Genomic DNA, 12,728 nt, shown 5'->3' with positions numbered 1-12,728 from the left:
AAAAACTTTCGATGCAGAATAAAAGAAATGCTGCAAATGGTCTACATAAGAGGGGGCAGCAATCATCTTGGGGAATAGTTTGGGCTACTGAGTTACCACGTGATAACGATGATGTGATAACATGGTATTAATTATGAGCAAAACAATGAATTGCGCAGCGCTATTTCATTCATCTTTGATGATTTTCATTTTTTTCAGATTCCCCTTTAATAAGAAGATAAGGTGTGGTAGTATAAGAAAGATTATTTGAAAGTATATGTGTGGGCTAACTGTAGACTAGCCTATATGAAGGAGAAATTATGAAAAAGAAATTAGCAGTTTTATTAACAGCTACTGTAATGGCTACAACTGTTGCAGCTTGCGGAAAGGAAACAGTTAAGGAAGAGTCCGTAAATACAGAGACTCCTGCAGCAAGTGAGAGTGCTTCAACAGAAGGCACTGAGGCCGCAGCTTCACAGACAGACGGTTTTGATGTAACCGCATATGTTGATGGTCTTGAGACTATGTCACTTCAGGACATCAAGGCTTCCGATTATGCAACACTTACTGAGTATGACGGAGTTACCGTTGAGGTTGCACCTGTCAACGTAACAGAGGAGGATGTTGCAGACTATATCAACAATACACTTACAAGTTCCAATCCTATCCTTAACCAGGTTGACAGACCGGTTCAGGACGGAGATACAGTTAATATCGATTATGTAGGCAAATATGCCGATACTAAGGAGGCATTTGATGGCGGTACAGCACAGGGTGCTGATCTTGTCATCGGCTCTAATTCTTATATCGAGGGCTTTGAGAGCGGACTTATCGGCGCTAAGGTTGGAGAGACCCGTGACCTTAACCTCACATTCCCTGAGAACTACGGAGCAGCCAATCTTGCAGGCAAGGATGTTATTTTCACTGTAACGATCAATACAATCAGCGAGAAGAGCACAGATCTTACAGATGAGTGGGCAGCAGGACTTGGCTATGAGGATGTCAGCAACCTTGAGGAGCTGAATGTCCATGTTAACAAGACCCTCACAGAAGAGGCAGAGAATAACTACAAGCAGGAAGTTGAGAACGGCGTTCTTGAGACCGTTACCAGTGGTACAGAATTTGCAGAGCTTCCCGAGAAGCTTGTCAACAGATATATGAAGCAGCAGGTTGAGCAGCTTAACTACTATGCAACCATGTATTCATACATGTACGGTCAGCAGCTTACAGCTACAGATGTACTTAAGCTTATGATGCAGAGCTCAGGCTTTGCAGGAACTGAGGAAGAGTACTTCAAGAATACAGCCACAGATATGGCCAATCAGTACGTAATGTTCCAGGCAATCGCTGACGAGCAGGGCATCGAAGTCACAGAGGCTGATGTTGACTCTTTCCTTAAGGAGAAATACGAGAGCGCTTCTTCAACAGGCTTTAGCTCCTTTGAGGATTACAAGGCTTCTCTTGATCTTGAGCTTTACAGAGAGAACCTCATGGCCGAGAAGGTTATGAGCTTCCTTTCAGAACATGCTAATGTTGTTGAGTCGGCAGAATAAATAATAACTAAGGAGAAAAAAGATGAGAACAAAAATTAAAGAGCTGTTCAGAAACACCTCTGAATACGCTTCCAAAGAAGTGACCATCTGCGCTTGGGTACGAACAAACCGCGCACAGGCACAGTTTGGATTCCTTAACGTAAACGATGGTTCATTTTTCGAGAATTTGCAGGTTGTTTACGATCAGGAACTTAATAATTTTGAAGACATCTCCAAAATAAGAGTTGGTGCCAGCGTTAAGGTAACAGGTAATCTGGTACTTACTCCCGAAAACAAGCAGCCCTTTGAGGTTAAGGCAACAGCTGTTGAGCTTCTTGGCGACTGCCCTGAGAACTATCCTATCCAGCCCAAGCGTCACACAAGAGAGTACCTTCGCAGCGTGGCACACCTTCGTCCACGTACCAATCTCTTCAGCGCTGTATTCCGTATCAGAAGTGTTGCTGCAATGGCAATTCATACATATTTCCAGGACAGAGGATATCTGTATGTTCACACTCCTCTGATCACAGGTGCTGACTGTGAGGGTTCAGATCAGATGTTCAAGATCACAACTCTCAATATGAACGATCTTCCAAGGACTGAGGATGGACAGGTTGATTTCAGCAAAGACCTTTTTGGCAAGCAGTCCTTCATCACCGGTTCAGGACAGCTCCAGGGTGAGACCTTCGCCATGGCTTTCGGTGATATTTATACATTTGGTCCTACCTTCAGAACAGAGAACTCCAACACCCAGACCCATGCCAACGAGTTCTGGATGATCGAGCCTGAGATGGCTTTCTGCGATCTTGAGGGCCTTATGGACATCGAAGAGGATATGCTCAAGTTTGTTGTTAAGTATGTATGCGACAAGTGCCCTGAAGAGATCAATTTCTGCGACCAGTTCGTATCCAAGGGACTTAAGGACAAGCTTAACGATATTGTTAATGCTCACTTCACACGTATCAGCCACCACGATGTAGTAGATATCCTTAAGAACGCTGATGTTAAGTGGGAGTTCCAGCCTGATTACGGCGAGGACATTGCTAAGGAGCATGAGAAATACATCGTTGATCACTTTGGCGGCCCTGTATTTATCACTGACTGGCCGAAGGACATCAAGGCATATTACATGAAGGTTAACCCTGACAACAAGACTGTTGCTGCAGTTGATCTTCTTGTTCCTCAGGCAGGCGAGCTTATGGGCGGCAGCCAGAGAGAAGAGAATCTGGACAAGCTCATCGAGCGTATGAACGAAATGGGCATAGACAAAGAGGGTATCGACTGGTATCTTGACACCAGAAGATACGGCGGCTGCATCCACAGCGGCTTTGGTATGGGATTTGAGCGTCTCATCATGTACTTAACAGGCGTTGAGAACATCCGCGACGTAATTCCTTATCCCAGGACTCCGAGAAATTGCGATTTTTAATGATATAGGGGAATAAAGTGGGGCAGGGGCCCCGCGATTTCCGAATTTTTGTAGAATTGCGAGAATGGCGTAGCCATGGAGCAATTCGTATATCATTAAAACATGAAATTATTCATAAATAGTACAGGCTATAGGCATCCCCCTTGCAGGAAATTGCAAGGGGGTCTTTCTTTATAGCGTAGGACATCTTAAGTGGATAGATGATTATTGGTTTGATATACTGTATTTAGTAGTATTTTCATAAGTGCGTATATATTTTGTGATTCATTTGAATCGGGGGAATATGAAGAAAAGAAGTTTAGTTAGAAATAGATTTATGGCAGCTCTGCTTGCTGTCAGCATGCTTGCGGCAAGTCCGTTTTCCTCTTTTGCCACCACCAGCGAGGAGCTTCAGGAGCAGCAAAAGAAGCTTGAGAAGGAAAAGAAGGAACTTGAGAAGCAGAAAAAAGCTGCTGAGAACGAGAAAAATGCCAGCCAGAACAAGCTTAACGAAGCCAATGACAAGATTGATGACATTTCCGATGCGGAGGCGGAGACCCAGGATGCCATTGATGAGACCCAGCAGGAAATCGTGGGACTGATGGCGGACATCGAGCTTATCAAGGAGGATATTGAGGGCAAGCAGGTTCTTATTGAGAAGACCAATGAGGAGTACGAGGCCGCCAAGGCCCAGGAAGAGACGCTCTACGCAGCAATGGTGGACAGGGTTAAGTTCATGTATGAAAAAGGGAATCTTTCCTACATGCAGATTCTTTTGACCGCCACAAGTTATTCGGATGCATTGAACAAGGCTCAGTACGTGGAAGAGCTGTATGAATATGACAGGATCAAGCTGGCGGAATATATAGCAGCCAAGAACACAGCAGAAGCCTACGGCAATCAGCTTGATGAGGAAAAAGCAGAGCTTGAGGCCTCACAGTACGAGCTTGAAGAGGAGCAGAATTACATGGAGCAGCTCCTTGCGGATTACAAGGCCAAGTATGCGGATTATGAAGTGAAGCTTGCCAAGGCCAAGCAGGACGCAGCTGTCTATACAGCTCAGGTCAAGAGCCAGCAGGCCAGCATTGCAACCCTTCAGAAGCAGCTTGAAGCCAAGCAGAAGGAAGTGGAAGCTGCCAAGAAAGCTGCGGAGGCAGCCAAGGCAGCAGAGGATGCAGCCAAGGCTGAGGCGGAGAAGGAAAACGGCGATAGCGGAACCGTGGCGGATAATTCCGGCAGCGGATCAGGAAGCTCCGGTGGAAACAAGAGTTCCGGCGGCTCGGGTAACACAGCCAATCCCGGAAGTGCCACAGGAGGTAACATAGCTGCATATGCCTGCCGCTTTGTAGGTAATCCTTATGTGCCCGGCGGAACCAGCCTTACCAACGGCGCGGATTGCTCCGGTTTTGTTCAGTCAGTTTACAAGGCCTTTGGAATATCTGTTCCAAGAACATCATGGGCGCAAGGGGCCTACGGCAAAGAGGTTTCCTATGCCAACGCTCAGCCCGGAGATGTCATCTACTACGGCGGACACGTGGGAATCTACATCGGCGGCGGACAGATTGTCCATGCCAGCACCCAGAAGACGGGAATCAAGTACAGTCCCGCCACCTACAGGTCAATTATTTCCGTAAGGAGGTTCTTATAAAATGGCACTTATTCAGGTAAACTATTTATCCAAAAATCTTATGCGCACCGTGCCGGTGAATGTCATTCTTCCGGCTGACAAGTTGGATTACACCACCTTCGACTATGCAATGCCTAAGGGAGGTAAATTCAAGACCCTTTATCTTCTCCACGGAGTATTTGGCAACTACACAGACTGGGTCAGCGGAACCAGGATCCAGAGATGGGCAGAAGAGAAGAATCTTGCCGTGGTAATGCCCTCGGGAGATAACTCTTTTTACCTGAACAGTCCTGTGACCAAGGTGCATTATGCTGATTTCATCGGAAAAGAGCTGGTTAATATAACAAGAAAAATGTTCCCCTTATCTGATAAAAGGGAAGATACCTATATTGCAGGTCTTTCCATGGGCGGCTACGGAGCGATTGTAAACGGACTTAACCATCCCGATACTTTTGGCGCTGTGGTTGGACTGTCCTCAGCCGTACATCTTTTTGACAAGAATATCGGACATCTCGGCCTTGAGTATGCTGTTATGGGGGATGTGGACGAGGCGGCAGGGACCAATATGAACCCGGTTGTTGCTTTTAATGAACTTGTCAGAAACGGCAAGCCTCTTCCCAAGCTCTATATGTCCTGCGGAACTGAGGACGACCTGTATCCTGCCAACATTGAACTCAGAGACTTTTTTGTCAAAAACGGTGCTGACCTTACCTGGGATGAAGAAAAGGGCGGCCATGACTGGGACTTCTGGGATCAGCAGATTAAAAAGGTGATAGACTGGCTTCCTCTTGAGGAGAGCAGCCAGGGCATGAATAGTGGTAATGTACAGAAATAACAGTGCATTGTGCATAGATGACAGACCATCCTGATTGAAAAGGATGGTTTTGTTAGTTATGTTGGTTGTGCAATCGATGGACCTATTGTATAATCAACCCGATTGGGAATGTGCTTTTTCAGATTCCCGTCGTAGTAGTTATGCAGTAATTATGTTTATATAAAACATTGGAGGAAAGCATGGCTTCAGAAGAAAAGGTCATAGTTATCGACTTTGGCGGACAGTACAATCAGCTGGTTGCCCGCAGAGTCAGAGAATGTAACGTCTATTGCGAGATTTATTCCTACCGCACCCCCATCGATCAGATCAAGGCGATGAACCCCAAGGGTATCATCCTTACAGGCGGTCCTAACTCCTGTTATGAGGAGGGCGCTCCTACCTATACCAAAGAGCTTTTTGAACTGGGAATTCCTGTTCTTGGCCTTTGCTACGGTGCGCAGCTCATGATGCTTCTTATGGGCGGTAATGTTGAGAAGGCTCCCGTTCGTGAGTACGGTAAGACCAAGACTTATATCGATGGTGCGAAGGATACTCTTTTTGCAGGCATCGAAGATGACACCATTGTTTGGATGAGTCACTTTGATTATATCAGCAAGATCGCTCCGGGTTTTGAGATTGTTGCCCACACCGCGGATTGCCCTGTTGCAGCCGCAGCCTGGGAGGAGAAGAAGCTCTATGCGATCCAGTTCCATCCCGAGGTTCTCCATACAGTTAAGGGTAAGGAGATCCTTCACAACTTTGTTCGCGGCATCTGTCAGACTGCCGGAACCTGGAGAATGGATTCCTTCGTAGAGAATACTGTTAAGGAGATCAGAGAGAAGGTTGGAGATGGCAAGGTTCTGCTGGCTCTTTCCGGCGGCGTTGATTCCTCTGTTCTTGCAGCTCTTCTTGCCAAGGCCATCGGCAAGCAGCTCACCTGCGTATTCGTAGACCATGGTCTTCTTCGCAAAAATGAGGGAGATGAGGTTGAGGGCGTATTCGGTCCTCATGGTAATTTCGATATTAACTTTATCCGCGTAAATGCGGCAGAGAGATACTACGCTAAGCTTAAGGGCGTCGAAGAGCCTGAGCGCAAGCGTAAGATAATCGGTGAGGAGTTCATCCGTGTCTTCGAGGAAGAGGCCAAGAAGATCGGAACCGTGGATTTCCTTGCTCAGGGAACTATTTATCCCGACGTTGTAGAGTCAGGACTTGGCGGCGAATCCGTTGTTATCAAGTCACATCACAACGTAGGAGGTCTTCCCGACTATGTAGATTTCAAAGAGATCATCGAGCCCCTGCGCTCACTTTTTAAGGATGAAGTTCGAAGGGCTGGCCTTGAGCTTGGCCTTCCCGAATACCTTGTATTCCGTCAGCCCTTCCCGGGCCCCGGACTTGGCATTCGTATCATCGGCGAAGTTAACGCCGAGAAGGTTCGCATCGTTCAGGATGCAGACTACATCTACCGTACAGAGCTTGGTGAGGCCTTCAAGGAAGGCAAGATGCAGAAGCTTCCAGACCAGTACTTCGCTGCCCTCTCCAATATGCGCTCCGTAGGTGTTATGGGCGATGAGCGTACCTACGACTACGCAGTGGTTCTCCGCGCAGTGGAGACCATCGACTTCATGACAGCCGAGGCCACCGAGATTCCTTTCGAAGTCCTCCAGCGCGTTATGAGCCGCATCATTAACGAGGTCAAGGGTGTTAATCGCGTAATGTACGATCTTACTTCCAAGCCACCCGGGACAGTGGAACTTGAATGATACGTAGAGTATTTGGCGACAACAGACGCTTCTAGAAATCGCTGCTTTTCAAGCGATTTCTAGAAGAGGAGTGATGCAGCAGGCCTGTGATGCTGGTGTTCAAAATGCTTTGCGGGTTATTTGTTGATTTTTTCTATGGTTTGAGTTATATTTTTCTAGATTTCTAATTTTTCTTTAGCAATCTTTTGTGGTGATAGTTGTCTTACCACGAATAAATCCAATGAATAAAGCGACGAGTGTTCGTTGCTTAGCAATAACACTCGGATAACGATTCAATGTACAGAGGAGTGTAGACCTTTTGGGACCATAACACTCAGATGATGCCTACTATTTACAGGGAGTGTCAGTTTTGGACAGTGCAACACTCGTGGATTAAGAGGATTGATATAGGAGTGCTTGTTTGGTATTAAATGTGGTAAAAAAGCTAGTTTTGAGCACTTGTAGAAGCAATGTGAGCCTGATCGAGTGTTGGGCAGGCTTGAAGAGACTCATAATAGACACTTATAAAGCTGGCGGGGAAGTAAAGAAGTGTCAGACAGGAAAAATTAGAAACAGAACTTGGATAAATGGAGGGAAAAGCAATAGAAGACTATTCAATACAATTAAAAGAACAGGCCTCTAAGCTGGAAAATCTGATCAGTGAAACACAGAGGGCTGCAAATGCGATAAAAATACAAGATGATAGACCTGTGAGAATTTCCAAACGAAAGAATGGATATCAGTATTATCTGGAAAAGGATGATGGAAAGTTAGAGTATATAAGAGAAAGCAATATTGATAAAGTAAAAAGAATAGTGCAGAGGGACTATTATAACGTAGTGCTTGATAAGCTTCTGACTATGAAATATAGGATTGAAAGATTTTTGAAACTTTATGATATTAGCTCAATCGAGGATGCATATAATAATTTGAGCGATGCAAGAAAGGCATTGGTCAAGCCCTTGATACTAACAGATGAGAGCTATATTAGTGAGTGGCGTTCAATGAATAGGGGCGGAATGAATCCTTTCCCGGAAGAAGGACTGTATCAGACATTACGCGGAGAAAAAGTTCGTTCGAAGTCAGAAAAAATACTCGCAGATTTATTTGCTAAGTACGAAATACCTTATAGTTATGAGCCGCAAGTGATATTGAATGACGGAAGAACAGTGTATCCGGATTTTGCTTTGCTAAATGTAAGAACGAGAAAGACAATCTATTGGGAACACTTAGGACTAATAACTGATGGCGAATATGCTAAAAATGCATTATTAAAGTTGCATATATATGAGCAAGCAGGGATAGGTATTGGCAAGGACATGATTATCTCTATGGAGTCTGTGAAAATACCGCTAAATATGAAATATGTAGAAAAGAAAATCAAGGAATATTTGATATAATTGAATTCAACGTTGGAGGAATGCTATCCGGGAGGATATTTATGGAACAATGGGATGCCTATGATGCAAAACTAAATAAAATCGGTGGAATGACCTTGATTCGTGGGGAAGAGGTACCGGATGGAGTTTTTCACCTTGTATGCGAAATAATAGTAAGACACGCTGATGGCACTTATTTGCTTATGCAAAGAGATCCAAGAAAGCATTTAGGTGGAATGTGGGAAGCTACTGCCGGAGGGTCTGCACTTCAAGGGGAGGATCCGCTGACCTGTGCACTGAGAGAGCTTTCAGAAAAGACAGGAATTAGGGCGGATAAGCTTACTGAGGTAGGGCGTGTTCTGCATCATCTTCATAGATCAATATATGTGGATTACTTATGCGAGACGGATGCTGATAAAAACAGCGTGATATTGCAGGAAGGAGAAACATCTGCATTTAAATGGGTAACAGCAGAGGAATTACGCTCAATGTCCCGCGATGAGTTGGCGACGCAGCGGATGTTGAATTTTATTGAAGAATTGAAGTGATAAGGAGAGGTATGGGGAAAATGAATCATGTTGGAACACTGCAGCTGGAAACTGATAGATTGATTTTGCGAAGATACACTAAAGATGATGCTTCAGCTATGTATAAGAACTGGGCATCTGATGATGAGGTTACGAAATTTTTGACTTGGCCTACACATGAAAGCCCGGAGGTAACGAGGCAGATTATAGATGAATGGGTGAAAAGCTATTCAAATGAAAACTATTACCATTGGGCTATAGTGCTAAAAGAAAATGGAGATGAGCCTGTTGGCGATATAGCCGTTGTTCATATAAAAGAGAAAGCCGCAGTCGCACATATAGGCTACTGCACAGGAAGGAAATGGTGGAATCAGGGAATCACCTCTGAAGCATTGGCAGCAGTTATTGATTTCCTTTTTGATGTTGTAGATGTAAACCGAATTGAAGCAAGGCATGATGCTAAGAATCCAAATTCGGGAAAAGTAATGAAAAAATGCGGAATGAAGTATGAAGGCACTCTAAGAAGTTCTGATTGGAATAATGAGGGAATTTGTGATGCGTGCTACTATGCATTACTAAAGGCAGAGAGGTAAAGATGAATGGCAAAGCAGAATATTTATGACAACGATGCCTTTTATAATAATTTTAAGAGTATTAGAAGCAATAAGATAAATTTTAATGATGTGATTGAAACACCTATTATTACAACAATGCTGCCGGATCTGAGTGGAAAAAGGATACTGGATCTTGGCTGTGGAATGGGTCAACATGCCATGCAATACGCAAAATGCGGAGCCGAATCCGTGCTGGGAATCGATATTTCCGATAAGATGCTCGCATATGCCAAAGATAATAATTGTGCAGAGAACATCAGTTATAGAAAAATGGCTTTTGAAGATATTGCTCACATAGATGAAAAATTTGATGTTGTTACCAGCTCTTTAGCTTTTGATTATGTAGAGAATTTTGGTTTACTGATGAAGAATATCCATAGTCTGTTAAAAGAAGATGGTGCATGCGTGTTTTCTATGTCTCATCCGATTTCTACCGCCTACGATGGCGTTTATGACAGGTATACCAGAACAGAAACTGGTGAGAGATTATATGCCAATTTACACAACTATGGGATAGAAGGAATAAGGCATATAAAGTGGGTTGTAGATGGATATGAGCTTTATCACAGAACTTTTGCGACGTTAGTAAATGATATAGTATCAGCAGGATTTGTTATTGAAGAGTGTCAAGAAGCAAGAGTGCCTCAAGATATGATTCAGAAATATCCAGAACAGTTCGGCGGCGTGGTTCATCACCCTGACTTTATTTTCTTTAGATGTAGAAAGGCGTGACCAATTGTTATCAGCATAAGTCGTTAAAGCAGGCAATGATGATCATGGGTATATATGAGGAAATATTACAGGAAGCGATAAAAGACCTGGACGATATCATGAATGTGTCGCCAAAGAGTGCAGATTGGGGACAAGGAATATGGCAGAAAGGGTGGCATGCTTAAACTATCGTTTGAAAAGGACTGCTTGATGTTTAATGGTATCACCTGTAAAAGAATAGGTTAGGCAAAATAAAGATGAAAGAACGAATTATAGATGATGAAATAAAACTAATTCCATATTACAGAAATGATGAGGTATCACTTCCCTGGTATCAGGACCTTGATGTTTGTAAGCAGGTTGATAACAGGGATGAACCATATGACCTGGAGCTTTTGCATTGTATGTATGATTATCTCAGTTCTCATGGAGATTGTTACTATATAGAGTACAAGGGGACGCTGGTTGGAGATGTTTCGCTTAGGGAGAATGCTGAAGTGGCCATTGTGGTATGTAAGGAATATCAGAATCAGCATATTGGAAGACGTTGCATTCAGGATATGCTGAGATTGGCGAAAGAAAAAGGCATGCAGACAGTCAAGGCTAATATCTATTCCTTTAATAGACAGAGCCAGTGTATGTTTGAATCGATAGAATTTAAGAAAACAGATGAAGAGTGGTATGAATTCAAGATAGGTGAAACTGAATCTACGGAGGGTATATGCTAGATAATAGAGGCTTTGATTTATGGGCAGATGAATATGATGCAGATGTAGGGCTTTCTGATGAAGAAGAAAGGTATCCGTTTGCAGGATATAAGAATGTTTTAGGCGGTATTTTTCAAGAGGTTATGAGCAAGGAGAATGCCTGTGTTTTAGATATTGGTTTTGGAACCGGTACACTTACTACAAAGCTTTATGAGAATGGGTGCGTGATATATGGTCAAGACTTCTCTGAGCGAATGATTGAGCTGGCTAAGGAGAAAATGCCGGATGCGAATCTGTATCAAGGAGACTTTTCAAAAGGATTAGTCCAAGAGCTTAAGGATTGTAAGTTTGATTTCATCATTGGAACTTATTCCCTACATCATCTTACAGATGAACAGAAGATAGGGTTCTTTTCAGAACTAATAGACAGGTTAAATGAATACGGAAAGATCCTTATTGGAGATGTAGCATTTGAAACAAGGGAAGATCTTGAAAAATGCAAGTCAGAAGAAGGTGGTGACTGGGATGATGATGAGATATATTTTGTTGTGGAGGAAATCAAGAAATCATTTCCTCAGGTAAGATTTGAGCAAAAATCATATTGTTCCGGCATTATTATGATAGAAAAGATGTGTGGGAAAAGATAAATGAGATTACCATTACGGAGGGAATAAGATGGCTTATGAAGATCCGCAAATAGTTCAAGAATGGTTAGACGCACTCATAGAGCTTGATGTAAAGGTAAAAAAGATATTTGGGTGCTATTGCTTGTATTGTGATAACCAAGCTGTTGGATGGATTTATGATAGTGTTATGAGCTTAAGGGAAGTCGGGCTGGATTATTTGCCAGACGATATCAGGAGGCCTGGCAAGGATGACAAAATCCAAGAATTAGTCATTCCGCTTGATTATGTCAAAGCAGATTGGCTTCCTAAGGCAGTTCAGGACACAGCTAATATTCGAAGAAATAATGGTAAATAGCGTGGAAAGAAATATGAATAAAGATATTCCAGACATACTAATCCGAGCCCAGGAACTCCAAAAGGCCGGCGATTATACATATTCATGTAAATTATATAAGCAGTTTTGGGAGAACAACGATGTTCATCCTCTGCGCTTTAAGGCTTTATTTGAGGTGGCTGATAATTACTATCATGCAGGGGATTACAGATTGGCAATGCAGGGATATCAAGAATTCCTGGATTATTGTTCAAGTCAGCTTGATACTACTGCTGAAGAACGTGGCTGGATTGATGCATACACAAAGTTAGCACATAGCCGTTTAACGACAATAGGGGAATGTAATCACGTCTAACTATAATGAAAATTATTTGTGTATTTTTGATATTGCAACATATGTTTGGAGATGTTAGTGTTTAGCTACATCGAAGAGATGTATTGGTTTCCTTACCAAGCGAAATGGGAACTTTATCAGATGGGAGCCCCACCATATAAAATAATCGGGAGCTTTATCAGATGGGAGCCCTACCATATAAAACAAATGGGAACTTTATTAAGACGGGAGCCCTACCGGCGAAAAGGAATTTTACGAGCTGCGTCATGCGACGTAGCTCGTTATTTGTTGCACAAGAGCGGCAAGCGAATGGATGCTTGCATACAAATTCATTTGCCGGTTGTAAGAACATGGAGCACGAAGTGCGGAATGTTCGTGTGCGAAATCGAGTAGG

13 protein-coding genes are annotated in these 12,728 nt (G+C 43.4%); all 13 read left to right on the top strand.

The genetic code is table 11. The annotated features are described in order from the left end of the window. Window positions 1–299 precede the first annotated feature (299 nt). The 13 genes from tig to G588_RS0117200 all read left to right on the top strand — a co-directional run bounded on the left by tig (window position 300) and on the right by G588_RS0117200 (window position 12,355). Window positions 300–1,532 carry a trigger factor gene (gene tig / locus G588_RS0117265; RefSeq protein ID WP_022779949.1) on the top strand — a complete coding sequence of 411 codons (1,233 nt, stop codon included), beginning with the start codon at window positions 300–302 and terminating at the stop codon, window positions 1,530–1,532. Window positions 1,533–1,554: 22 nt separating this feature from the next. Next, entirely contained in the window at window positions 1,555–2,940 is a 1,386-nt protein-coding gene (asnS, locus tag G588_RS0117260) for an asparagine--tRNA ligase (protein ID WP_022779948.1), read from the top strand. 283 nt (window positions 2,941–3,223) lie between these two features. Beyond that, complete coding sequence (locus G588_RS0117255; protein WP_022779947.1) at window positions 3,224–4,567, top strand: C40 family peptidase; 1,344 nt, start codon at window positions 3,224–3,226, stop codon at window positions 4,565–4,567. Between the two features lies 1 nt (window position 4,568). Continuing rightward, on the top strand, window positions 4,569–5,381 hold the full coding sequence (locus tag G588_RS0117250) for an alpha/beta hydrolase (protein WP_022779946.1): 813 nt from the start codon (window positions 4,569–4,571) through the stop codon (window positions 5,379–5,381). A 179-nt stretch (window positions 5,382–5,560) separates the two neighbouring features. Further along, entirely contained in the window at window positions 5,561–7,123 is a 1,563-nt protein-coding gene (gene guaA, locus G588_RS0117245; RefSeq protein ID WP_022779945.1) for a glutamine-hydrolyzing GMP synthase, read from the top strand. A gap of 566 nt (window positions 7,124–7,689) precedes the next feature. After that, window positions 7,690–8,502, top strand: coding sequence for a hypothetical protein (locus tag G588_RS0117240; RefSeq protein ID WP_022779944.1), 813 nt, complete (start codon window positions 7,690–7,692; stop codon window positions 8,500–8,502). A gap of 41 nt (window positions 8,503–8,543) precedes the next feature. Next, window positions 8,544–9,029: an NUDIX hydrolase gene (locus G588_RS0117235; RefSeq protein WP_026668879.1), complete on the top strand. Its 486-nt coding sequence runs from the start codon at window positions 8,544–8,546 to the stop codon at window positions 9,027–9,029. A gap of 11 nt (window positions 9,030–9,040) precedes the next feature. Beyond that, complete coding sequence (locus G588_RS0117230; RefSeq protein ID WP_022779942.1) at window positions 9,041–9,601, top strand: GNAT family N-acetyltransferase; 561 nt, start codon at window positions 9,041–9,043, stop codon at window positions 9,599–9,601. Window positions 9,602–9,607: 6 nt separating this feature from the next. Then, the gene (locus tag G588_RS0117225) at window positions 9,608–10,354 is read left to right on the top strand and encodes a class I SAM-dependent methyltransferase (RefSeq protein WP_022779941.1); all 747 of its coding nucleotides are present in this window, start codon (window positions 9,608–9,610) and stop codon (window positions 10,352–10,354) included. Between the two features lie 236 nt (window positions 10,355–10,590). Continuing rightward, complete coding sequence (locus G588_RS0117215) at window positions 10,591–11,061, top strand: GNAT family N-acetyltransferase (protein WP_022779939.1); 471 nt, start codon at window positions 10,591–10,593, stop codon at window positions 11,059–11,061. Continuing rightward, window positions 11,055–11,687 (top strand): class I SAM-dependent methyltransferase, encoded by a 633-nt coding sequence (locus G588_RS0117210; protein WP_022779938.1) that lies wholly within the window; start codon window positions 11,055–11,057, stop codon window positions 11,685–11,687. Before G588_RS0117215 ends, G588_RS0117210 begins: the two co-directional genes overlap by 7 nt. A 28-nt stretch (window positions 11,688–11,715) precedes the next feature. Beyond that, window positions 11,716–12,021: a hypothetical protein gene (locus tag G588_RS0117205; RefSeq protein WP_022779937.1), complete on the top strand. Its 306-nt coding sequence runs from the start codon at window positions 11,716–11,718 to the stop codon at window positions 12,019–12,021. Next, window positions 11,951–12,355: a tetratricopeptide repeat protein gene (locus G588_RS0117200; protein ID WP_196805006.1), complete on the top strand. Its 405-nt coding sequence runs from the start codon at window positions 11,951–11,953 to the stop codon at window positions 12,353–12,355. The genes G588_RS0117205 and G588_RS0117200 overlap by 71 nt, the downstream gene beginning before the upstream one ends. The last annotated feature ends 373 nt before the right edge of the window (window positions 12,356–12,728 follow it).

Origin of the sequence: Butyrivibrio sp. AE3009 (assembly GCF_000420845.1) — a bacterium.
GTDB lineage: Bacteria > Bacillota > Clostridia > Lachnospirales > Lachnospiraceae > Butyrivibrio.
This window is presented reverse-complemented; position numbering and strand designations above follow the sequence as displayed.